The following is a 24283-nucleotide window of genomic DNA, read 5'->3' on the forward strand; positions in this document are numbered from 1 at the left end:
CCAGGATAAAGATACATGCTGTTTGACAATGTCGTCATCAAGTCGGTGGCCTCCGTGGACGCCCCGCACACGGTAACCAGCGAGGAAATCCGCGAGCGACTCGCGCCGACCTTCAAGAAGCTGCGCCTGCGCGGCAACCCGCTGATCGACCTGGCCGGTATCGAGGAGCGCCGTTTCTGGGACGAAGGTGTGCTGCCTTCCCAGGCCGCGACGATGGCCGCCGAGAAAGCCCTGGCCCGTGCCGACATCGATCCCGACCGCGTGGGCATCCTGATCAACACGTCGGTCTCGCGCGACTTCCTCGAGCCCTCGACCGCCTGCATGGTGCACGGCAACCTCAAGCTGCCCAACACCTGCGAGAGTTTCGACGTGGGCAACGCCTGCCTGGCATTCATCAACGGCATGAACATCGCCGCGCACATGCTCGATCGCGGCGAAATCGACTACGCGCTGATCGTCAATGCCGAGAACAGTCGGGAAATCAACGAAATCACGATCAACCGGCTGCTAGAACCCAAGGTCACGCGCAAGCAGTTCAAGAGCGAGTTCGCCAGCCTGACCCTGGGCTGCGGCGCGGCCGCCATGATCATGTCGCGCGGCGATCTCGAGCCCGACGGCCACCAGTACAAGGGCGGTGTCTCGCGCGCGGCTACCGAGTTCAACAATCTCTGCCGCGGCTGGAACCACCAGATGTGGACCGACACCAAGAGCCTGCTTCGTGAAGGCATGAAGCTCGCCGGCGCCACGTACTCCACGGCCCGGCAGGTACTGGGCTGGGTGGCCAACGAGCTCGACCATGTCGTCATCCACCAGGTCTCGCGCGTGCACACCGAAGCTTTCATCCGCGCCTTCGGCGTGCAGCCCGAGCGCGTCTACCGCATCTTCCCGAAGTTCGGCAATATCGGCCCGGCCTCCATCCCGACGGTGCTCAGCAAGATCGTCGACGAGAACCGCATCCAGCGCGGCGACAAGGTCGCCCTGATGGGCATCGGTTCGGGCCTGAACTGCTGCATGGCGGAAGTCATCTGGTAAACGAGTTGGCTTGTTATCTGGTCGGCTGGTTGGCTCGTTGTCGCCGTAACCAGCCAACCAGCCAACGAGCGAACCAGCCAACATAGGCAATCGAATGCCCCTGGTTCCCGATAAGCTCTTTCCGTTCGAGCCGAACTTCCATGTCCAGTCCACCGGTCACCGGATGCACTACGTGGACGAAGGGCCGCTGGACGGGCGGCCCGTGGTCATGGTGCACGGCAATCCCACCTGGTCGTTCTACTATCGCAATCTCATCGAGGCGCTCAAGGGAGACCACCGCTGCCTGGCGCCCGACCATGTCGGTATGGGATTGTCGGATCGCCCCGGCAAGTCGGCGTATGACTACACCATGGCCAGCCGGGTCGCCGATTTCGGCCATTGGCTCGACGAGGTCGAGCCCGAACGCGAGATCGACCTGGTCGTGCACGACTGGGGCGGTGCGATCGCCATGGCCTGGGCGGTGCAGCATCCCGAGCGGGTGCGGCGTATCGTGCTGCTCAACACCTGGGCCTTCACCATCCCGCCCGACGAGCCGCTGCCCTTCGCGCTGAAGTTCGCGCGCACCGGCCTGGGCGGCTTCCTGATCAACCGCTTCAACGCCTTTTCCGGCCTCGCGACGCGCCTGGCCACCGCGCACAGGCTCGACCGCGAAGTCGCGCGCGGCCTGACCGCGCCCTACCGCGGCAGCCCGGACCGGCGGCTCGCCACCCTGCGCTTCGTCCAGGACATCCCGCTGAAGGAATCCGACGCGGCCTGGCCGGTGCTGGCGGAAACGGAAAAGCATCTCGATCGCCTGGCCGCCAAGCCCATCAGGTTCATCTGGGGCGCGAAGGACTTCGTCTTCGACGACCGCGTCCTCAACATGTGGCGCGAGATCTGGCCCGAAGCCGAGGTCGAATACCTCGAAGACGCCGGCCACTACGTCCTCGAAGATGCCCCCGAGCGGGTCGTAGCGGGTATTCGGCAGTTTCTGGGCCAGTAAAAGAAAAGAATTGTGTCCACAGATGAACACAGATGAACACAGATCAAAAACTCTGTTATTCGAGCGTTTGAATGTTGCCTTGGTGCCAGGCTTTCCAAGTTGAGAGTTGCTAGCGCCAATGAGCATCCAGCGAAGCAATTCGTAGCAGGTTGGTCGTTTCTGTCATTCGAATTTCGGTAATTGGAATTTGTTTGATATTTGGTGCTTGGAATTTGAGATTTTCGGCGCCGGATGAATGGTTGGATGGACGAGTGCCCCAATCTCTGATTATCGGCACACCCAATCTGTGTTTATCTGTGTTCATCTGTGGACAATTAGATTTTGATTTTCTTCTGGAATCATGGCCCCTGAACAGCAAATCAATATCGCCCAAGCCCTGACCCGGCAAGCCGAGGCGCAGCCGGAGACGACGGCGCTGATCCTGCCGCGCAAGCGCACTTCGCAGGGCTGGAGCGACCGACGCTGGAGCTATCGCGAACTCAACGAGCTGACCGACCGGCTGGCGGCCGGACTTCAGGCCCAAGGCATCGGCAAGGGCACGCGGGTGGCCTTCATGGTGCCGCCCTCGCTGGAGTTCTTCGCGCTGTTCTTTGCCCTGTTCAAGTCCGGGGCCGTGCCCGTGCTGATCGATCCGGGCATCGGGTTGAAACCTCTCAAGACCTGCCTGGCCGAGGCCGAGCCGGAAGTCTTCATCGGCGTGACGCGTGCGCAGCTGGCTCGCATGGTCCTGGGATGGGCGCGCGGCAGCATCCGCCGCACGGTCACTGTCGGGCCGCGGCCTTTCTGGCGGGGGCTGAAGTATGCCGACCTGCTCTCCGCCCGGGTCGAGGCATTCCAGCCGCCCGAAGTGAGCGGCGACGATGAGGCCGCTATCCTGTTTACCTCCGGGTCGACCGGCATCCCCAAGGGCGTGGTCTACCGCCACCGCATGTTCGCCGCCCAGGTCGAGCTGATGCGCGACGCTTTCGGTATGAGTCCCGGCGAAGTGGATTTGCCTACGTTCCCGCCCTTTGCGCTCTTCGACCCGGCGCTGGGCATGACCACCGTGATTCCGATCATGGACTTCACCAAGCCGGCCAAGGCCGACCCCGACATGCTCGTCAGCCTGATCGAGCAATACGGCGTGACCAACCTGTTCGGGTCACCGGCGCTGATGAACACCCTCAGCCGATACCTCGAAGCCAACCGCCTGCGGATTCCCGGCGTGAAGCGGGCGCTTTCGGCCGGTGCGCCGGTGCCGCCAAGCGTGATCGAGCGCATGCACGGCGCGCTCGATCCCTGGTCGGACATCCACACGCCCTACGGTGCGACCGAAGCCCTGCCGGTGGCCACCGTCTCCGGGCGGGAGCTGGTCGGCGAGCTTTCCGACGGCAACCGTTCGGGCAAGGGTATCTGCGTCGGTCGGCCGCTGGCCGCCAACGAGGTCCGCATCATTCCGGTATCCGACGACCCGATCGACCTGACCGAATACGCCGGGGAAATGCCCGACGGGGAGATCGGAGAGATCTGCGTGGCCGGCCCGACCGTGACCGATACCTATTGGAGGCGCGAGAAGCAGACGCGTGAGGCCAAGATGACCGATGATCAGGGTCGGATCTGGCATCGCATGGGCGATCTTGGCTGGCGCGACGCCGAGGGCAGGCTGTGGTTCTGCGGCCGCAAGTCCGAGCGCGTGGTCACGCCCGAGGGCACACTGTTCACCGAGTGCGTGGAAGGGCCGGTCAATGCCGTCGACGGCGTGTTCCGATCGGCGTTGGTGGGCGTCGGCGAAAGGGGCAACCAGGAGCCGGTGATCGTGATCGAGCCCGAGCCGGACGCCGACCGCTCGGCCGTCGAGGCCGCCGTGCGCGAGGTCCTGGCGCGTGACTGGCTCACCCGCGAAGTCCGTCGCGTGCTGTTCAAGGACGCCTTCCCCGTCGATATCCGCCACAACGCCAAGATCCGCCGCCGCGAACTGGCCCAGTGGGCGGCTTCGCCTGGCTGAGTGCATGTTCAATCTCACGCAGAGACGCAGAGTTCGCAGAGGAAAGGATGAGTAGAAGGCGGGCACATCCAGTTTTAGCGCGACAACCAGATGCGTGGGTGAGGCTGAGCCGTCGCCTTAGTTCACGCCAAGGCGCAAAGGCGCGAAGTTCGCCAAGAGATTAGATAAAGAAAAGAGCGAGGAAGCTGAAATGTCCATTCCCGGGGCAATTCAGAGTTCCGCGGGCTTGATTCATTGGCTGGCTTTCTTCGCGATCTTGGCGTCGTTGCGGCTTGGCGTGAAAATAGACAACGTCGCGGGCTTCTGCACAAACCGAGTTTCAGCTCAGGAGCCTTGGAGCACCCGCTTTATCCTTCGTTATTTGCTCTGCGAACTCCGCGACTCTGCGGCTCTGCGTGAGGCCCATCCAGCACCAGGCCAGCAGTAAGGTAAAATGGTGGGCTTTTCCGCAAACCCATCAGGAGCCCGCACCATGAGTGGCGAGATCGATATTCGTTCGGCGACGCGCCCGGACCCCGACCAGCTCATCCAGGACATCGCCGACTACGTCGTCGACTACGAGATCACCTCGAAGGAGGCCTGGGAGACGGCCCACTACTGTCTCAAGGATTCCCTGGCCTGCTCGATGCTGGCGCTGAAGTTCCCCGAGTGCGCCAAGCTGCTCGGGCCGGTCGTTCCCGGCATGGAGCTGGAAGCCGGCGCGCGCGTGCCGGGTACGCCCTACAAGCTTGATCCCGTCCAGGCCGCCTTCAACATCGGCGTGCTGGTGCGCTACCTCGACTTCAATGACACCTGGCTGGCCGCTGAGTGGGGCCATCCCTCCGACAACCTGGGCGCGATCCTGGCCGTGGCCGACTACGTCTCGCGCCGGAATGTCGCGGAAGGCGGCGAGCCGCTGAAGATCGAGGCCGTGCTCGAGGCCATGATCAAGGCCCACGAAATCCAGGGCATCCTGGCGCTCAAGAATTCCTTCAACCGCGTCGGCCTCGACCACGTGCTGCTGGTGCGCGTTGCCTCGACCGCCGTGGTCACGAAGATGCTCGGCGGCGACCGCGACGATGTCGTCAACGCCGTCAGCCAGGCCTGGATCGACGGCGGCGCGTTGCGCACCTATCGTCACGCGCCCAACACCGGCCCGCGCAAGAGCTGGGCCGCCGGCGACGCCTGCCGCCGCGCCGTGCAGCTGGCCCTGATCACCCTCAAGGGCGAGATCGGCTATCCCTCGGCGCTCACGGCCAAGGGCTGGGGCTTCCAGGACGTGCTGTTCAATGGCAACGATCTCGTACTCGAGCGCGAACTGGGCAGCTACGTCATGGAGCAGGTGCTGTTCAAGATCTCCTTCCCGGCCGAGTTTCACGCCCAGACCGCCGTCGAGTGCGCCTACAAGCTGCATGGCGAGGTCAAGGATCGGCTCGATGACATCGAGCGCATCGAGCTCGAAACCCAGGAAGCGGGCTGCCGCATCATCGACAAGACCGGCCCGCTGAACAACTACGCCGACCGTGACCACTGCCTGCAGTACATGGTTGCCGTGCCGCTGATCTTCGGCGAATTGACCGCCGATTCCTACACCGACGAGGTCGCCGCCGATCCGTGCATCGATGCGCTGCGCGAGAAGATGACGGTCAAGGAGAACCCGCGCTTTACCGAGGAGTACTTCGACGCCGACAAGCGCGCGATCGGCAACTCGGTGCAGGTGTTCTTCACCGACGGTTCGAGCACCGAAAAGGTCTCCATCGACTACCCGGTCGGCCATCGTCGCCGCCGCGAGGAGGGCATTCCGCTGCTCGAGGACAAGTTTGCCCGGGCCATCGCGGGGCAGCTGTCGGCGCGCAAGGCCGGCGCCATCATGGCCGCGACCGAGGCCTTCGGCACGCTCAAGGCCATGCCGGTGCCGGCGTTCACCGCGCTGTGGTCGATGGACTGACGCTCGACTGCTGCGTTGCAACGAAAAAGGCCGCCCATCGAGGCGGCCTTTTTCGTTTCCCGGCGGCTTGCCCGCGAATCAGCCGTGGTAGCTCGTGACCCGCTCGACCTCGTTGCGCGAGCCCAGGATCACCGGCACGCGCTGGTGCAGTTCTTCGGGTTCGATCTCGAGAATGCGTTGGGTGCCCGTGGTCGCCGCCCCGCCGGCCTGCTCGACGATCATGGCCATGGGGTTGGCCTCGTACATGAGCCGCAGTTTGCCGGCCTTGCCCTGGGCGCGGATGCGCCGATCGCAGGGGTACATGAAGATGCCACCGCGCGTGAGGATGCGATGGACCTCGGCGACCATCGAGGCGACCCAGCGCATGTTGAAATTCTTGCCCCGCGGGCCGTCCTCGCCGGCCAGGCACTCGTCGATGTAGCGGCGGACCGGATCGTCCCAGTGCCGCTGGTAGGAGGCGTTGATGGCGAATTCCTTCGTGTCGGCCTCGATGGTCACGTTCTCGCGCGTGAGCAGGAACTCGCCGATGTCTCGATCGAGGGTGAACATGCTCACGCCCTCGCCGGTGGTCAGCACCATCATGGCCGACGGGCCGTACAAGCAGTATCCGGCGGCCACCTGTTCGGTGCCGGGGCGGAGGAAATCGGCCTCGGTGGGCTCGGTGGCGTCGTCGGGCGCACGCAGGATCGAGAAGATCGTGCCGACCGAGACGTTGACGTCGATGTTCGAGGAGCCGTCGAGGGGATCGCAAAGCAGCAGGTAGCGGCCGCGGCGCTCGGCGGTCATCGGGTGGATGCCTTCCATTTCCTCCGAGGCCAGGGCCGCGATGTGCCCGTTGTGCTCGAGCGCTTCGATCATGATCTCATTGGAGATGACGTCGAGCTTCTTCTGCTGCTCGCCCTGGACGTTCTCGCTCTCCGCGCTGCCCAGCACGTTGACCAGCGCGCCCTTGTCGACCAGGGCGGCGATCTTCTTGCAGGCCACGGAGACGTCGTTGAGCAGGCCGGTGAAGGTGCCGCTGGCGCCTGCGATCTCGCGCTGGTTGCGGATGATGTAGTGGGTAAGCGTGGTTCCGATGCGCATCGTGATTCCGGAATTCGGTATGGCTGGGTGCAGCGCGCCATTCTAGCCCGGTCCACCGGTCGGGCCAAGGCGCTGACGCCGGCGGGCTGCCGTTCAACCGGCGGATGCCGCCGCTCGGGCCAAAAGCCAAGTGCGACTCTGGCATTCCGCGCGACTGGGGGTAGGATGTTGGCCGCGAGGGGGTGACTTAACTCGGGTAACGGAACAGGGAGTCTCGCCCCATGCAACGAATCGTGTTGGCGCTGCTGTGCCTTGCTTGCAGCTTCGATCTGTACGCGCAATCCATCGACTACGACATCGTCTACGTGCGGCAGGCACGCTTCGGTGATGCGACGAACACGGTCTGGCCGGAGGTCGGTCACCCCGGCCGCATCGATCCCGGCGCCGACCTGGTGCTGCGCCATCCCGACGGCAGCGAGGAAGTCCTCGTCGACTGCACGGACTGCGCGGTGACCGACCCCGTCGTGGGTTTCGAGGCCGAATGGGTCTACTACAGCCTGTTCCACGACGTCAGCGAAGACGCGCTCAATCCGCAGCGCAACGACCTGTCGGTGGCGGGCGCCGATGTCTTCCGCATCCATCTGGTAAGCCGCGCGATCGAGCAGCTGACCTTCGGTGAGTTCACGCCCAATACGGGCTCGGGGAACTGGGACGAAACCGATCCCGTCGATCCGCCTTCGGGTCACAACCGCCTGGGCTACGGCATTCTCAACCTCGGCCCCATGCCCCTGCCGGGCGGCCGCCTGGCCTTCACCAGCAGCCGCAACGGCTTCATTCCGACGCGGCCGTTCACAACGCCGACGATGCAGCTGTTCGTCATGGACGACGACGGCGAGAACGTCGAAGCCATTGCGCCGATGACGCTCGGCAGCGCGCTGCATCCCACGATTCTCAAGGACGGCCGGCTGATGTTTTCCAGCTATGAGTCCCAGGGGCTGCGCGATCGCCGGCTCTGGGGGGTGTGGGCCATACAGCCCGACGGGCGGGCCTGGGAGCCGCTGGTCAGCGCCATGTCCTCGCCAGAGGCATTCCATTTCATGACCCAGGTCAGCAGCGGCGACATCGTCGTCGAGGCCTACTACAACATCAACAACAACGGCTTCGGCGCGCTCTATGCCTTTCCGCCGTCGCCGCCGGCCGGCGAGCCCGCCTTCAACAGCTGGGATCCGGCCCAGAACCCGCAGATCGACATGACGCCTTCCAACGGCCAGCCGGGCAGCTTCACCATGGCCTACACGCCGCGCGGCTACTACGCCGTGACACCGATGACGCACCACAACGACGACGCGGCGCCCCTTGGCGATGACGGGCAGCGGGTCGGCAAGTTCACGCACCCCTCGGCCGCGCCCGGCAACGACCTGCTGGTGGTGTGGTCGCCGGGGCCGGCCAACGACCTCGACCGTCCGACGCCCGAGCCCTACTACGACGCGGGCGTCTACCTGGTGCCGGACACCGCGCCGGTGTGGCATCCCGACCAATTGGTACCGCTGGTCGAGGACGAGGGTTTCAATGCTGCCTGGCCGCGAGCGGTCGTGCCCTATCGCGCCATCCACGGCGTCGACGAGCCCGCCGAGCTCGAGTGGCTGCCCAATGACGGCAGCGCGCATCCCGAACTGCCGGAAGGCACGCCGCACGGCCTGGTCGGGACCTCCAGCCTATACAAGCGCGAGAGTTTTCCGCACGCCGGCGATGAAGATTTCGACGGACTCGATCCCTTCAATACTTCGCAGAACCGCAACGGCAACAACCGGCGCTGGAGCAACTGGTTCTACCAGGGCGCCGATGCCGGCAAGTACGACAACAGCGACATCTGGGCGATTCGCATCCTGGCGATGGAAGGCATTCCGGATCGCCGCTACGGGCCCAACGGCGGCAGCACCAATGGTTTCGTCAGCCACGCCAACGAGCGCCTGCGCATCCTCGGGGAGATTCCGGTGCGCAAGTTCGACCAGGAGGGCGCCCCGGTGCTCGACCCGGAAGGCAACCCCGACACCAGTTTCCTGGCGAAGCTGCCGGCCGACACGCCGTTCACTTTTCAGACCATCGACCGCAATGGCATGGTGCTCAACATGTCTCAGACCTGGCACCAGGTGCGGCCGGGCGAAATGCGCGCCGACTGCGGCGGCTGCCACGCTCACAGCCAGCAACCGTTGGCCTTCGAGTCGACGGCCGCGGCGCAGCCCGGTTTCGAAGTGCCGGATCTGTCGGACGGTACGCCGCTGCTCACGCACGACGACGCGGGCGAGCCTGTCCTCGAGCACCGGCCGGAGCGGGTCGTGGACGTGGAGTTTCTGCGCGATGTGCGACCGATCCTCCAGGATCACTGCGTGCAGTGCCACAACGGCGCGCAGAACGCCGGCAATCTCGATCTGTCCGAAACCACGCTGGTCGACGGTTGCAGCTGGAACGTGCCCGACCTGCCGGGCGACTATCGCCGCCTGGCTGCCGACGAATGCGCCGACTACGGATATGCGCCCGTAATCAGCAACGGGTCCTGGCGGCAGACCAACGCCAGCCGCTACGTGCGCAAGTTCCAGAGCCGTCGCAGCCTGCTGGCCTGGAAGGTCTTCGGACAGCGGCTTGACGGATGGACCAATGCCGACCATCCCACCGAGTCGACCCCCGGCGATGCCGAAACGCTGCCAGAAGGCACCGATCCCAACGAGGCCGATCTCGACTTCACCGGTACGATCATGCCGCCCCCCGATTCGGGCGTGCCCCCGCTGACCATCGGCGAGAAGATGACCATTGCTCGCTGGATCGACCTGGGCGCGCCGATCGACCTGACATCACAGCTCGGCTACCCGCCGGACCTGGGCTGGTTCATGGATACCCAGCGGCCGGTGCTGACGATCGCCAGCCCGCGTCCTGAGCGCACGCCGCAGCCCGTCGATGTCATTCGGGTCGGAGCCGCCGACGCCAACAGCGGCCTGGCGGACGGAAGCTTGTCGATCCGGGCGGATTTCCCGGTGCTGGGGCGGCCGGCCGGAGCGGAGCTGGTCGACCTGGCGGTGCTCGAGAGCGACGGCAGCTGGGCGATCGCGCTGCCAGAGGGCTTGCCCGGCAACCTCGTCGATGCCCATGTCTTTGCCGAAGTCGCCGACGTGCAGGGCAACGTCACGCGGGTCAGCCGCCGCTTCCACACGACCGGTACGGGCCGAATCTTTTCCGATAGGTTCCGGCAATGACGGCTATTGATCCTCGCCCGGGGTTTCTAATGTAGACTGTTTCCATCTTATGAATTCGGCAGGGCAGGGTGGCCAGGATCGCCCGGATCCCGGCCGGACACCGGAACAGGGCATCGGTTGGAAGGGGCTGGCCGACTTGAATCTACGAAAGTTCTTGGGAGCGGCGATCCTACTGGCGCTGCTCGTCAGCATCGAAGCCGGGGCCTACCCGGAAGTCCGTTTCGAACATCTGTCGCTGGAGCACGGCCTGGCGCAGTCGGCCGTGCAGGACATGGTCAGCGACGAGCTGGGCTACATGTGGTTCGGAACGCAGTTCGGGCTGAGCCGTTACGACGGCTACGGATTCCGCAATTTCCGGCACGACCCGGACGATCCCACGACGCTCAGCAACAGCCGGATCCAGTCGCTGTTGCGTTGTCACGACGGCTCGCTGTGGATCGGCACGCGGTCGGGTCTCAACAGGCTGGATCCCGAGACCCTGCGCATCGAGCGGATTCCCCTGTCCGGGCGGTCGCCGACTGGCCAGGACCGAGAGCAGCCGCAGGTCCGCGCAATGGCGGAGGATGCCGCCGGCGACCTGGTCGTCCAGACGGTGCGGGATGTCCTGCACTACGACCGCAGCAGCAACCGTCTGCGCCCCGTCCCTTTCGATGGATCGGTACCCGAGCGCTCCAGCGGCATTCCGATAAGCGACGAGCAGGGGCGAGTGTGGCTCTACAACACCCACGGGCTCTGGCGATTCGAGGCCGAAGCGCCCCGGCTGCGCCGGGTGCTGGTCAATCCTATCGGAGAGCAGGAGGTGCGCCAGCACTCGATCGTCCTCATGCCATCGGGCGAGCTGGCGCTGGCCGGTCAGGACGGCGTCGTGCTGTTCGACCCCGACGAAGAGGCCGTCGTGGGCCGACTTCGCCCCAGCGAACACGGGCACGAAGACGATTGGGTGCCGGCGCTGGCCGCCGATCCGAACGGGTCCCTGTGGTTGCTGACCCGCGAATCCCTCGTTCAGGCCGATCCGGCGTCCGGCGAATGGCGTAGCTGGATGCGTCGCTGGCATCCCGAGCAGGCCGCCAGCCAGCTCGAATACCAGATCGAGATTGCCCACGACTGGCAGGGCTACATCTGGATCGGCCTGCCGGAAGGTATCGGGCTCTACCATCCGGACGACGACAGTTTCCGCGTTCTGCGTCACGATGCCAGCCGGCCGTCGTCGCTGAATGCCTCGCCCTGGTCCGCCGTCTATGACGTCTACGTGGACCATTTCGGTACGGTGTGGGTCGGCGGCGGACTGGGCGGCCTGTCGCGATTCGCGCCCCAGAGCGCTCGTTTCGAGCACGTGATCGACTCATCCAGCAGCGAATACTTCGGCGTCGACAACGTGGTGCGGGCGGTTCTCGAAACCGAAAGCGACGGGCGCCGGTTCCTGTGGACCGGCCTGAGCGTCAGCGGTATCCGGGTATGGGAACGGCGGGACGGTGCCTACAGCCGGATCGCCGCGACGCTGCACACGCTCGCGTCGCCGGAGCGCATCCTTCCGGATAATGCCGTATGGGAGTTGAAGCCCAACCCCCTGACCGGGGACGTCTGGGCGGGAACCAGCGAGGGCTTCGCCGTGGTCTCCGGTGGCGAGTTCACGGTCATCGCGCGCCACGGTTTCGACATCGACGGCGACCAGCCCCGAATCAAGGCCATGGTGTTTTCCCAAGATGGGCGGACGCTCTGGGCCGCCGGCAGCCGCAAGCTGATGACGTTCGGGGTCGCCGCCGACGGCGGAGACATCCAGCTTCTCGATGTGCTGTCCATCGCCCCGCCGGGCGACGACGAACTCGAGCATGCCATCTTCGACATGATCCGCCTGCGCTCCGGCGAGCTTCTCGTCGGCACCCGCCGCGGAATCGTGCTCTGGGATCCGGCCGACGGCAGTCTGGTTCGAAACCATCCTGCGGGGCGACCCGGAGAACACCCGCGCAACTTCATTTTCGGGCTGGCGCAAACCGAGGACGGCCGGTTGTGGCTGGGCAGCGAGCAGGGCGGGCTGGCCCACGGCAACCTGCTCGAGGGACGCTTCATGGACTGGCACTGGCACGATCGCAACAACGGCCTGCCGGACAATACGGTTTACGCGATCCTGCCCACGCGGGCCGGTCGGCTCTGGTTGAGCAGCAATCGCGGCCTGATCCGCTTCAATCCAGCAACCGGCATTTCGCGGCACTTCACGCTTGGAGACGGCCTGCAGGCCCTGGAGTTCAACAATACCGTTGCCACCATCGGTGCGAGCGGCCTGTTCTATTTCGGCGGGATCAAGGGCGTCAATGCGTTCCGGCCGGCCGAGATCGAGCTCCATCCCGATCCGCCCCGCGTCTACCTGCAGCGCGCTGAGCTCGATCGCGAGCCGGTCCCGATCGATGCTGCCGAAAAGGTGTCGGTGACGACGCCTCATGATCGCAACTCGCTTGAAGTGGCCTTCGTCGGGCTGCACTTCTCGGAACCGTCGCGCAACCGGTATGCCTACCGTCTGGTCGGCATCGACAATGAATGGGTCACCACCGACTCGGTGCGACCGGTCCGCTATCCGGATCTCCCGCCGGGGGACTACCGCTTCGTGGTCAAGGCGGCCAACAGCGACGGTGTCTGGTCCGAGGCGCGGGACCTCCTGACTCTCCGGGTGGCTTCTCCGCCCTGGCTCTCGGCGTGGGCGTTTTCCCTCTACGTCGCCGTTGTAGCGATGCTGATCAGCGGCTTCCTGCTCGCCGAGCGCAAGCGTCGGCGGCGGCTGGAGCAGGTCGTGGCGACACGCACGCGCGAACTGCGCGAGCAGAAGGATCTCGTCGATCGCCAGGCGGGCGAACTCGAGGAAGTCCTGAACACGCGCACGACCCTGTTCGCCAATATCTCGCACGAGTTCCGGACTCCGCTGACGCTGATCGAAGCGAGCATCGACCGGCTTTCGCGCAATCCGAAAGACGCCGGCGCGATCATTTCCGCCCGTCGCTATCTAAGGCGTCTGCTTCGCCTGGTCGATCAGCTTCTCAACCTGTCGCGGCTCCAGTCCACGCGCGAACAGCCCGCGCCGGACCCCTGGTCGATCGACCAGGTCGTGGTGATGACCGTCGATGCGTTCCGGCCGCTGGCCGACCAGCGCGGCATCGGACTGGAAACCTCGGTCGACGGGCGCTGGCTGACCCAGTGCCACCAGGCCGACGTCGAGCGCATCCTGCTCAACCTCATAGGAAACGCACTGAAGTACTGTCCGACGGGCTCGAAGGTTTGCGTCGCGGTCGGTGACGGCGGGGGCGGCGTCCTGATCGCCGTCAGTGACGACGGCCCCGGTATCGCCGACGGCCAGAAGGACTTGATCTTCGAGCGATTCAGCCGTATGCCGGCGCATGAACACGGTCGCATCGAAGGTGCCGGGATCGGCCTGACGCTGGTTCGCGAGGCCGCCCGGGCCAACGGAGGCAGCGTCGAGGTGAGCAGCGACCCGGGGCAGGGCGCGGAGTTTCGGGTCCGCTTGCCGGCCTGGCGCGGGCACATGGAAGGCGCGCCGGTCGACCAGCTGGCCGGCCAGCGCCTGGAGCTCGAACTGGAATCGCTGGAGCCCGAGATTCCGGGAGCGCCCACGACCGGGGAGGTGCGGACCGGTGACGCGGGCTCCGGCCGATTCGGAACGGCTCTCGTTGCCGAGGACAACCGGGACCTGCGGCAGCATCTGGCCGAAGCCCTGGCCGGCGACTGGCAGGTCCTGGCGGCCAGCGACGGCGCGGAGGCGCTGCGGTTGGCACGTGAGCGCCTTCCGGACGTGGTCGTGAGCGACATCATGATGCCGGGCATGGATGGTCTGGAGATGCTCAAGCGCCTGCGCGAAGACGTCCGGACCAGCCATCTGCCCGTGCTTCTGCTCACCGCCAGGCAGGACGAGGCGACCCGTCTCCAGGGATTCTCGCTCAGCGCCGACGATTTCCTGGCCAAACCCTTCAACCCGGCCGAGTTGAGGCTGCGCCTGAGGCGAATGGCCGACATCCGCGCACGGGTGCAGGCTCGCCTGTGGCGGCAGATGGATACCTCCGGACGAACCGCCGAGCGCGCCAACCCTTCCGACGAGCACGACGACTTGCCGGATCTCTCCGAGCGGGATGCGCAACTCCTCGCGCGGGTGCGCAACTGGCTCGAGGCGAATTTCGAGGATCCCGACGCCGGTGTGGCCGAGCTGGCCGAGTTCGTGGCCATGGAGCAGCGCACCCTGCAGCGCAAGCTCAAGGCGCTGACCGGACGGAGCCCGGCGGCACACCTGCAGAACTATCGCCTGGAGCGTGCCCGCCGCCTGCTTGCCGAAACGGGTCGGGCCGTGCAGGACATCGCTTTCAGTTGCGGCTTCTCCAGCCCCCAGTATTTCTCCCGCGCCTTCACCCAGCAGGAAGGTCTGTCCCCCTCCAAATGGCGACGTCGCGAGCAGGGATCGGGGTAAAACCCGCTATTGTCGGGTCAGTGCAACCGATGGTCGGATATGTGCAAGTCCCCTGCGAAACAGGCGGTTAGGATACTTCTACATGCAGAGTCTGCATGAACCGTCATGCGGGCTTGCGTGGCGCGCGCGATGGTCCTTCGGGACCGTCCCATTGGCAGATGGGGGGCGTACGGGAAGGGGAAAAGGAGTGCCGGCGCTCGCGAGGGCGCCGGCGTTTCTTTTTCCGGGGCTTCCCGGACCCGGTTCTACTCCTCGGCCACCCGTTTCCGGCGCTTGCGGCGGATGTAGAGGGTGCGGGTTGTGTGCGAGACCACATCGCCCTCCTCGTCGACGATGTCGACCGCCAGGGTGGGCTCGAACTTCCGGCCGCCGGCGGTCGCCTCGCGGATCTCTGCGAGAAAGGGCTCGTCGATCCGGAACTCCGCCCGGACCCTGCCGCGACCGGGCTTTCGGTAGTCGATCGTGCCGAATTTGTCCCAGACGATGTAGTCGCTGCCCAGATTCTTCATGACCATCAACATGTAGAACGGATCGGTCATGGCCGAAAGGCTGCCGCCGAAGTGCGTCCCGACGTAGTTGCGGTTGTAGAAGCGCAGTTTCATGTCGACCACGATGTGGCGAAAGTCCGGGGCGATGTGCTGAACCACGATTCCCGTGCCCAGGTAGGGCGGGTACAGGTTGAACAGCAGCCGCATCGTCCAGGCGTTCATGCGATTTCCTTTTCCGGATCGGGGCCGGTGCACGGTTGTCGAGGGGGCGCTCATCATACCGTTATGCCCGGGGCCGCTCGTCGTGGCTTGCGATGAAGTAGACGTTGAAGGGGTCGTGCTCCAGCTTGTGGCTGACGATGTGACCAAAACCGGCGGATTCCAGCATCGAGCGCGCCAGCTCCTCGCCCCACATCGTGCCCAGCCCGGGTCCGCCCTGGCCGAGTGAAACCGGCGTGCAGTGGACACAGGAGATGGCGTAGATCAGAGGGCCGAGGGGATGGGCCATGTTGTTTTCGAGGTGGCTCGAGCCGGCGATGTCCTGCATCAGGTAGACGCCTCCCGGCCGGAGCGCCCGGGCAATCCCGTCGAGCAGGCGCTGTGGGTCGGCCTGGTCGTGGACCGCGTCGAAGGAGGCGATGAAGTCGAAGCTCCCCGGCTCGTCGAAATCGCGCAAGTCGCGAGCCTCGAAGCGGACATTGTCCAGCCCTTCCTCCCGGCAGCGGGCACGCGTCGGCTCGAAGGCCTCCGCGCAAAGATCGTAGCCGACGAACTCGCTGCACGGGTAGCGCCGCGCCATCTCCACCAGCGCGAGCCCGCGACCGCATCCTGCATCGAGAACGCGGATGCCCGCCTCCAGGCGCTCCTGCAGTTGCGGAACCATCGGGATGATCGTGTCGAACAGGGCGCATACCACGGTCTGGAAACTGTCTTCGGCCATGACTTCGTGGAAGCAGGGGTAGTCGTCATAGGCCAGACCTTCACCCGAGCGGAAGCAGGCCATGATCGGCTCTTCCATCCGTGCAAGGAGCGGTATGAAGCGCGCCGTCACGGCCAGGTTGTCCGGCGACGCCGAGCGGGTCAGGCTCGCGGCGTGCTCGGGCGGGAGCTGAAAAGTGCGTTCGGCCGGGTCGTACTCGACGATCCTGCTCGTGGCCATGACCGACAGCCACTCCCGGACGTAGCGCTCGGCCAGGCCGGTGCGCCGGGCGAGCTGCGGAGACGTCTGACGGTCGCTGTCGCCCATGGCGTCGAACAAGCCCAGCCGGTGACCGAGCGCGATCATCACGATGACCGCACTGTCGTTGATCATGCCGCCGATTCGCTCGGCAAAGCGCTCGCTGAGCGCCGGGTCGGCGGTCGCAAGCATTTCGGGGTTGGCACTCATTGCATATCTCCAGTTGGCTTTTGAGTGCGCCCAGATTAGGGCGGCCGAAGCCCGGGCACTAAAGCCAAAAGGGACCTAGAATGGTCATACCGGACACGCCGAACCCGTTGAACGAGGAGTGAGATCGATGGACAGCCCCTCGCGGGGCGAGCGCCCGATCGAGATCGCCATACTGGCCCTGGATCGGGCGACCGCTTCGCCCATCTACGGCATGCAGGAGTTACTGGCCGCTCCGGGTCGTGACTGGCCGGCCGTTGTGGAAGGCAGGAAGGGGTGTTCGATGATCGATGTCCGGATCGCATCGATGGATGCCCGGCCGGTCGAACTCGCCCAGGGCGCCGTGGTTCGGCCCGGCCGTGGCCTCGACGCGGGCTATCGCCCCGACGCCGTTTGCCTGCTCGAGGTCGTGCTCGACCCCGAAGACGCGCCCGAGCGACTTTACGCTCGCGAGATCGACTGGCTTCGCCGCTACCACGCCGCCGGCGGCGTGATCGCGACGGCCTGCACCGGCGCGCTTGTCCTGGCCGAAACCGGTCTGCTGTCGGGGCTGGCAGCCACGACGCACTGGGGTTACTGCGACTTCCTGGCGCGCCGCCATCCGGATGTGCAGGTGCAGCCGGACCGAATCCTGCTGGCGACCGGAGCGGGTGAGCGGCTGATCATGGCCGGCGGGGGGACGTCGTGGATGGATCTGGGCCTCTACCTGATCGCCCGTTTCTGCGGTGGACAGGAAGCCGTGCGGGCGGCGAAGATTCACCTGATCGACTGGCACCAGGCCGGCCAGCAGGCCTTCGCTGCCCTGGCCGTGACGCGTCAGAGTCAGGACGCCCTCATTGCCAACGCGCAGGCCTGGATTGCCGAACACTACGAGGAATCCTCGCCGGTGGCGCGCATGGTCGAATTGACCGGCCTCAACGAACGCACCTTCAAGCGCCGGTTCCGGAAGGCGACCGGTATGGCGCCAATCGACTATGTGCTGACTCTGAGGCTCGAAGAGGCCAAGCAGATGCTCGAAGCCGGCGAGGAGCCCGTCGAGGCGATCGCCGAGGCGGTGGGCTACCAGGACGCGGCTTTCTTCGGTCGCAAGTTCGCCGCGCGGGTCGGCCTCACGCCGCTTCAGTATCGCCGCAAGTTCCGGGGGATTCGTCGGCTGGCCGGGTAAGCGCCCCGGCCGGATCATTGACCGGAAGAATCGGCTAAATGCTTGCCGCGCAACTGTTTTGGGCCTAAACGAAAGTGCTTGCACGGGGGATGATCGCGGGTCTAGCCTAGGCAGAGATGGCGGGCTCGGCGGCTGATGGAGCCTTTTGTTTTTCCCTCGACCCGGTGCCTGCCGGGTTGATTCTTTCGGGAGTCGCGGCCGTGGCGAACCACCTGGCTGACAACTGGCGCACGATGGTCGACGAGGCTGTGGCGTTTCGTCGTGACCTGCATCGCGCGCCGGAGCTGACCTGGGAGGAGCACGAGACGGCCGCGGTCATTCGCCGCTGCCTGGATGCCTTCGGCATTGCCTGGCGTGCCTGCGCCGGCACCGGAACGGTGGCGAAGCTGGCCGAGGCCGCGGCCGGGCGCTCGATTGCCCTGCGCGCCGATATCGATGCCCTGCCCATTGTCGAGGCAAGCGGCGTGGACTGGGCTTCTAGGCGGGATGGCTGCATGCACGCCTGCGGGCACGACGGGCACGCCGCCACGCTGCTGGCGGCCGCGGGCTGGCTCAAGGCGCACGAAGCCGAGCTGCCGGGGCCGGTGACCCTGCTGTTCCAGCCGGCCGAGGAGGGTGGTCACGGCGCGAAGGCGATGATCGACGGCGGCGCCCTCGAGGGTGTGGAAGCGATTTTCGGGTGGCATAACTGGCCGGCGATTCCTTTCGGCAAGGCCGTCTGCCCGGACGGCGCCGTGATGGCGGGCAATGGCACCTTCGAGATCAACGTGCGCGGGCAGGGCGGGCACGCCAGCCAGCCCGAGCTCTGCCGCGATCCGGTGCTGGCCGCTTCGGCCATCGTCACCGCGCTACAGCAAGTCGTGAGTCGGCGAATTTCGCCGCAGGCGCCGACGGTGCTGAGCGTGACCCGCATTCAGGCCGACGGCGGTGCGCCGACGGTGATACCCGACGGCGCTGTCATCGGCGGGAGCTTTCGCCTCGGCGATCCCGACACACGCCGGCAGATGGAAGAGCTCCTCGAAGAGATCGCCCGGAACACGGCGGCAGCCCACGGCGTCGAAGCCGATGTGAGCATCCAGCCGCGCTACGACGCCACGGTCAATCACGCCGAGCAGGCTGCGCAATTCCGCGAAGCGCTCGTCGCCGAGCTGGGGGAAGGCGGGCTGGATGTCGGACTGAAGACGCCCATCATGGCCTCGGAGGACTTCAGCTACTACCTCAACGAGATTCCCGGCGCCTTCGCCCTGGTCGGCGCCGATGACGGTCCGGGGCATCAACACCCCTGCCACAGCCCGAAATACGACTTCAACGACCGGCTGATCGAAGTGGTCGGCCGAACCTACGCCCGAATCGCTGGTTGTCCAGTGAAGGAGCAATAGCAAGAGCGCCCGGCCGAAGTCGCGCCGGGTCAGAGCCCAAGGAGGTGCAACATGCAGGTATTCGAACAGTGGGAATCGGACATCCGTGGCTACTGCCGGCTGTATCCGACCGTGTTCAAGTCGGCGTCCAACGCCCGACAGACAGACGAGAACGGCAAGTCGTACATCGACTTCTTTGCCGGCGCCGGGGTGCTGAATTTCGGCCACAACAATGCCCGCATGAAGCGCGCCATGATCGATTTTCTCGAGCGCGACGGCGTGGCCCACAGCCTGGACATGTACACCGACGTCAAGCGTGATTTCATCGAGAAGTTCGTCGACACCATCGTCAAGCCCCGAGGCTGGAACCACAAGCTGCAGTTCATGGGCCCGACCGGCACCAATGCGGTCGAGACGGCGCTGAAGCTGGCGCGCAAGGTGACCGGTCGCCGAAGCGTCGTGGCCTACGAGCACGGCTTTCACGGCATGACGCTGGGCTCGCTGGCCTGCACCGCCAATGCCTATTTCCGCAATGCCGCCGGCGTGCCGCTGGAGCATGTCTACCGCCAGCCCTTCGGCAGCGACGAGGTGCCGTTGGAAGACTGCCTGGCCTGGGTCGACCAGCTCCGCGCCCTGTACGAGGATTCCTCCAGCGGTCTCGAGCCGCCGGCGGCGTTCCTGATCGAGCCGATTCAGGCCGAGGGCGGCGTGCACGTGGCAAGACCCGAGTGGTTGAAGGCCGTCCAGGACCTGGCCAGGGACCTCGGCGCCCTGGTCATCTACGACGACATCCAGGCCGGTTGTGGTCGCACCGGCCACTATTTCAGCTTCGACGGGATGGGCCTCGATCCAGACATCATCACCCTGGCGAAGGGCATCGGCGGCTTCGGAACACCCATGGCGATGAACCTGGTCAAGCCCGAGTACGACAGGCACTGGTCGCCGGGCGAGCACACCGGCACCTTCCGCGGCCAGGGCTTAAGCTTCGTCGCCGGCACCGTGGCGCTGGAATACTTCGACGACGACGAGTTGATGAACGCGGTCCGCGCCCATGCTGAAACCATGCGCCGGCGCCTGGAATCCATCGCCGAGGGTCACGACGGTTTCTCGGTGCGCGGGCGCGGCATGATGCAGGCGCTCGACGTCGGCGACGGCGAGCTGGCCAAGCAGATTGCCTCGACCGCCTTCGAGAACGGCTTGTTGATCGGCGCCTGCGGCACCGGTGGGCGGGTCCTCAAGCTGATTCCGCCGCTGACCATTCCCGAGTCCGATCTCGCCGAAGGTCTGGACATCCTCGATCAGGCGGTGGCCACGGCGCGGAGGGCGGCGGCATGAGACAGCGCGACGACATGACCTTTCCCTTCGAGGAGTACGAGCGCCGGCTCGGGGAGCTGCGCCAGCGCATGGCCGAGCGTCTGCTCGACGCGGTGGTGATCACCGACCCCGAAAACCTGATGTACCTGACCGATTATCAGACCACCGGGTACAGTTTCTTTCAGGCCCTGGTGGTGCCGCTGGAGAACGAGCCGTTCATGATCACGCGCATGCTGGAGGAATCCAACATCCATGCGCGCACCTGGGTCGAGAAGACGCGACCGTACCCGGACACCGGCGATGCCATCCAGATGCTGGTCGAATCCCTGCGCGAATTCGGCCTGACGGGCAAGAACATTGGCTACGAGCGCAACAGCTACTTCTTCCCGGCTTATCACCAGGACAGTATTCACACGACCTTCGTCGACGGCAAGCTGCTCGACTGCTTCGGCATCGTCGAGGAAGGCCGGGTATGCAAGTCGAAGTTCGAGCTCGAGATCATGCGCAAGGCCGCGGTCGCCACCGAGGCCGGCATGAAGGCCGGCTTCGAGGCCGTTCGCGCCGGCGTGACCGAGAACGAGATCGGGGCGGCGATCTCCGACGGCATGTTCCGCGCCGGCGGCGAACCGCCGGCGGTCATGCCCTACGTCACCTCCGGCCCGCGCAGCATGATCGGCCACGCCACCTGGGAGGGCCGCACGGTGCAGCCGGGCGAGCACGTCTTTCTCGAGGTCGGCGGCTGCTATCGCCGCTACCACACCGCGATGATGCGCACGGTGGTCCTGGGCGAGTTGTCGCATTCGATGGCCCACGCCCAGGAGCGCATGAAGCAGGCCCTGCACGAGATCAAGCAGGCAATCCGCCCGGGCATGACGGTGTCGGACGCCGACAACCTGGTGCGCAACATCATTACCGCCAACGAGGTCGGCGCGCGATTGATCACCCGCTCGGGCTATTCGATCGGAATCGCCTTCCCGCCGAGCTGGGACGAGGGCTACATCATCAGCCTCAAGCAGGGTGATTCGCGCGTGCTCAGGGAAGGCATGACCTTCCACATCATTCCCTGGATGTGGGGCGTTGACGGCGACAAGACGGTCGGGATCTCCGACACGATCCACGTCACCGCCGACGGCTGCAAGTCGTTCTTCACGATGGACGAGGATTTCGTGGTCAAGCCCGACCAGGCGCCGCAGGAGCTGCCGCGCCCGAAGTCCGGGCAGGTGCCGAAACCGGTGAGCGAAAGCGTCGCGGGAAAGGAGTCGGTCAAGCACATCGGGGAGGCGCGCGGACAATGAGCAAGCTCCAATCGATCAATCCGGCGACCGGACGAGTACAGTACGAGGTCGAGGCGCTGACCGATGAGGCCCTTGAGCAGCGCTTGGCGGCGGCTCAGAGTGCATTCTCCGGCTGGAGCCGCACGACTTTTGCCGATCGTGCGAAGGTCCTCGAAGCCGTTGCCGCCGGAATGCGCGACGACCGCGAGCGCCTGGCGCGACTGATGTGCGACGAGATGGGCAAGCCCATCCGCGAGGCCCGCGGCGAGGTCGACAAGGCGGCCTGGTGCGCCGAGCACTATGCCGAGCATGCCGAGGGGTATCTCGCCACCGAAAGGCTGGCCTCGGATGCCAGCGACAGCTACGTGCAGTACCTGCCACTGGGCGTGATCCTGGGCATCCTGCCCTGGAATGCGCCGTTCTGGCTGGCCTTCCGGTTTGCCGCGCCGACCCTGATGGGCGGCAACGCCTGCCTGATGAAACACGACCCCAACGTGCCGGCCTGCGCGCAAGCGATCGGCGAGTTGTTTGATCATGCCGGCGCGCCGGCGGGACTGTTCACCAACCTGCCCCTGGAAACCGAGCGTGTCGCGGGCGTGATCCGCGACCGGCGGGTTCAGGCCGTATCCTTCACCGGTTCGGAAAAGGCTGGGGGCATCGTCGCCTCCACCGCGGCGGCCGAGATCAAGCATTCCGTGCTCGAGCTGGGCGGTTCGGATCCCGCCGTCGTGCTCGCCGACGCCGACCTGGAGAAGGCGGCCGACACGATCTGTCTGTCGCGCATCATCAACGCCGGGCAGAGTTGCATCGCGGCCAAGCGCATCATCGTCGAAGCGTCGGTGCACGACCGCTTCGTCGAACTGCTGCACGAGCGCCTGGCGCGCCTGAAGCTGGGCGACCCCGGGGGCGAGGACACGGACATCGGCCCGATCGCGCGCGCCGATCTGCGCGAGAATCTGCACCGCCAGGTGCGCGAAACCGTGCAGGCCGGAGCGCTTTGCCCGCTCGGCGGTGAGTTGCCCGTGGGCGAGGGTTTCTTCTACCCGGTGACCCTGCTGACCCACGTCACCCGCGAGATGACCGCCGCGAAGGAGGAAACCTTCGGACCGGTCGCCGTGGTGATGAAAGTCAGCGGCGAGGACGAGGCCGTCGAACTGGCCAACGACACCGAGTATGGACTGGCGGCGGCGATCTGGACGAGCACCGAACGTGGCGCGGCCCTGGCGAACCGACTCGAAACCGGCCAGGTGGCGGTCAACGGCATCGTCAAGACCGACCCCAGGCTACCTTCGGGCGGCGTCAAGCGCTCGGGCATCGGCCGCGAGCTCGGCCCGCACGGCATCCGCGAATTCGTCAACGCCCAGCAGGTGTGGGTGGCGTAGTCAGAGAGGCTCCGCGTGAGACCAATCAGCACTCCAGGCCATCGAAGTCGTCGCGATCAGGGACGCGCCGCCCGCTCGAGGAGTCGCCGTTTCATCTTGTCGTTGAAGGGTTCTTCGCCGAACCAGATCTGGAAGTACTGGTGGCCGTGTCCGCGGTCGGGGCATTCGCGAAGCAGTTCGCCGTTGCGGTAGAGCGCCAGGCGTTCGTCGGGCTGGTAGGTGACGTCGAAGCGTTCGCCCTCGGCCGCGTCAACATAGGCATTCGCCAGGCAGGCCAGTTCCTCGGGCAGTGCCGCGCGGGACTGGAGGTCCAGGTTGTCGACCAGCAGATCGTTGGCGCTGTCGATGAGGTCCGAGCCCGCGATGTCGCGGTCGAGTTCCAGGGAAAACATCTTGGGAACACGTTCCAGGACGCGATCCCGATCGCTGCAGTCGGCGAGGTGAAGGCTGGCGGTGCCGACGCTGAACAGCCCGATGACCTTCAGCTCCACCTCGGAACATCGCTGCAGTTCGGTCTTCCCGGTAGAGGCTTCGCCGGCGGTCGAAAGAACCGCCGAAACCACCAGGATGGTTGCGGGAAGAAGGCGATTCACTGCATTGCTCCCTGGGCGCGACGGACGAAAAAGCCGACCACGGGCAGGTGGGCATAGAGGGCGCTGCCGCTATCCCAGAAGTCCTGGTGGAGAATGATCTGGCCATCGGCGTTGAAGCGCAGGTGGGTCATGCCGATGGAGTGAGACTCTACGCGCTTTCCCGCAGCTCGGCTCAGGAAAGTCATTTCCCAGCGGACGTAGACGTCGGCACCGTCCCGGATGACGCGGTGGACCACGACACTGTTCTCTTCCAGTTTCGACCCGGTACGGGCCATGTAGTCGACCAGGTCTGACCGCTTGCGGATGATGTGCACGGTGTCGTTGAAATAGATTTCTTCGGCGTAGAGTTCACCAATCCGTTCCGCCAGGTCCTGGCGAGTCAGGTCCGCATAGGTCTGGCGGAAGGTATCGACTCCCTGCTCGACACCCGCGCTGTCGCCAGGCATGTTCTCCAATGCCTGGTGATAGGCGTCGACTGTCCGTTCGTCCATCATCGGTCCGCTCCCGGCGCAGGCCGCAGTCGCCCCGAGGACGAGGCCGGCGGCAAGACACCTGATCGTTTTCCTGTGCTTTTCCATGGCCCGGATCATGCGCGCTCGCATGTTCAGCCGGAGTGAAGGAACGACTTCACGCCGACTTGATGGGCCGGGGCGTCTAATCTGCGGCC

16 protein-coding genes are annotated in these 24283 nt (G+C 65.5%); 11 read left to right on the forward strand and 5 right to left on the reverse strand.

Features of this window, described 5'->3' with window-relative positions:
- Positions 1–15 precede the first annotated feature (15 nt).
- The 4 genes from DZC52_RS11710 to DZC52_RS11725 all read left to right on the forward strand — a co-directional run bounded on the left by DZC52_RS11710 (position 16) and on the right by DZC52_RS11725 (position 5925).
- Positions 16–1032: a 3-oxoacyl-ACP synthase III gene (locus tag DZC52_RS11710; protein ID WP_116651321.1), complete on the forward strand. Its 1017-nt coding sequence runs from the start codon at positions 16–18 to the stop codon at positions 1030–1032.
- A gap of 94 nt (positions 1033–1126) precedes the next feature.
- Positions 1127–2014 carry an alpha/beta fold hydrolase gene (locus DZC52_RS11715; RefSeq protein ID WP_116651322.1) on the forward strand — a complete coding sequence of 296 codons (888 nt, stop codon included), beginning with the start codon at positions 1127–1129 and terminating at the stop codon, positions 2012–2014.
- Between the two features lie 340 nt (positions 2015–2354).
- Entirely contained in the window at positions 2355–3998 is a 1644-nt protein-coding gene (locus tag DZC52_RS11720) for a fatty acid CoA ligase family protein (protein WP_116651323.1), read from the forward strand.
- A 472-nt stretch (positions 3999–4470) separates the two neighbouring features.
- Positions 4471–5925: a bifunctional 2-methylcitrate dehydratase/aconitate hydratase gene (locus DZC52_RS11725; protein ID WP_116651324.1), complete on the forward strand. Its 1455-nt coding sequence runs from the start codon at positions 4471–4473 to the stop codon at positions 5923–5925.
- Positions 5926–6003: 78 nt separating this feature from the next.
- Here DZC52_RS11725 and DZC52_RS11730 read toward each other — a convergent pair whose 3' ends face one another.
- The gene (locus tag DZC52_RS11730) at positions 6004–7008 is read right to left on the reverse strand and encodes a class 1 fructose-bisphosphatase (RefSeq protein ID WP_116651325.1); all 1005 of its coding nucleotides are present in this window, start codon (positions 7006–7008) and stop codon (positions 6004–6006) included.
- A 221-nt stretch (positions 7009–7229) separates the two neighbouring features.
- Here DZC52_RS11730 and DZC52_RS11735 point away from each other — a divergent pair, with 221 nt between their 5' ends.
- Together DZC52_RS11735 and DZC52_RS11740 are read left to right on the forward strand one after the other, a co-directional pair.
- Complete coding sequence (locus DZC52_RS11735) at positions 7230–10196, forward strand: HzsA-related protein (protein WP_147307679.1); 2967 nt, start codon at positions 7230–7232, stop codon at positions 10194–10196.
- A 154-nt stretch (positions 10197–10350) separates the two neighbouring features.
- Positions 10351–14658, forward strand: a complete 4308-nt coding sequence (locus DZC52_RS11740) for a helix-turn-helix domain-containing protein (protein WP_181918927.1) — start codon at positions 10351–10353, stop codon at positions 14656–14658.
- Between the two features lie 245 nt (positions 14659–14903).
- Here the strand turns inward: DZC52_RS11740 and DZC52_RS11745 are convergent, their stop codons facing one another.
- Positions 14904–15368 (reverse strand): DUF4442 domain-containing protein, encoded by a 465-nt coding sequence (locus tag DZC52_RS11745; protein ID WP_116651328.1) that lies wholly within the window; start codon positions 15366–15368, stop codon positions 14904–14906.
- Between the two features lie 61 nt (positions 15369–15429).
- Positions 15430–16533: an SAM-dependent methyltransferase gene (locus DZC52_RS11750; RefSeq protein ID WP_116651329.1), complete on the reverse strand. Its 1104-nt coding sequence runs from the start codon at positions 16531–16533 to the stop codon at positions 15430–15432.
- 127 nt (positions 16534–16660) lie between these two features.
- Between DZC52_RS11750 and DZC52_RS11755 the strand changes: the two genes are divergently transcribed.
- The 5 genes from DZC52_RS11755 to DZC52_RS11775 all read left to right on the forward strand — a co-directional run bounded on the left by DZC52_RS11755 (position 16661) and on the right by DZC52_RS11775 (position 23023).
- Complete coding sequence (locus tag DZC52_RS11755; protein WP_116651330.1) at positions 16661–17695, forward strand: GlxA family transcriptional regulator; 1035 nt, start codon at positions 16661–16663, stop codon at positions 17693–17695.
- 200 nt (positions 17696–17895) lie between these two features.
- A complete protein-coding gene (gene doeB2 / locus DZC52_RS11760; RefSeq protein WP_245960815.1) occupies positions 17896–19074 on the forward strand; it encodes a N(2)-acetyl-L-2,4-diaminobutanoate deacetylase DoeB2 in 1179 nt (392 codons plus the stop codon).
- A 51-nt stretch (positions 19075–19125) separates the two neighbouring features.
- Positions 19126–20388, forward strand: coding sequence for an aspartate aminotransferase family protein (locus tag DZC52_RS11765; RefSeq protein WP_116651331.1), 1263 nt, complete (start codon positions 19126–19128; stop codon positions 20386–20388).
- Positions 20385–21662 (forward strand): ectoine hydrolase, encoded by a 1278-nt coding sequence (doeA, locus tag DZC52_RS11770; protein ID WP_116651332.1) that lies wholly within the window; start codon positions 20385–20387, stop codon positions 21660–21662. The genes DZC52_RS11765 and doeA overlap by 4 nt, the downstream gene beginning before the upstream one ends.
- Complete coding sequence (locus tag DZC52_RS11775) at positions 21659–23023, forward strand: NAD-dependent succinate-semialdehyde dehydrogenase (RefSeq protein ID WP_116651333.1); 1365 nt, start codon at positions 21659–21661, stop codon at positions 23021–23023. The genes doeA and DZC52_RS11775 overlap by 4 nt, the downstream gene beginning before the upstream one ends.
- A gap of 56 nt (positions 23024–23079) precedes the next feature.
- On the opposite strand, the gene DZC52_RS11780 is transcribed toward DZC52_RS11775, so the two are convergent.
- A complete protein-coding gene (locus DZC52_RS11780) occupies positions 23080–23616 on the reverse strand; it encodes a chalcone isomerase family protein (RefSeq protein ID WP_116651334.1) in 537 nt (178 codons plus the stop codon).
- Positions 23613–24107 (reverse strand): nuclear transport factor 2 family protein, encoded by a 495-nt coding sequence (locus DZC52_RS11785; protein ID WP_181918928.1) that lies wholly within the window; start codon positions 24105–24107, stop codon positions 23613–23615. The genes DZC52_RS11780 and DZC52_RS11785 overlap by 4 nt, the downstream gene beginning before the upstream one ends.
- Positions 24108–24283 lie beyond the last annotated feature (176 nt).

It is taken from the genome of Wenzhouxiangella sediminis, from assembly GCF_003410055.1.
GTDB classification, from domain to species: Bacteria; Pseudomonadota; Gammaproteobacteria; order Xanthomonadales; family Wenzhouxiangellaceae; genus Wenzhouxiangella; species Wenzhouxiangella sediminis.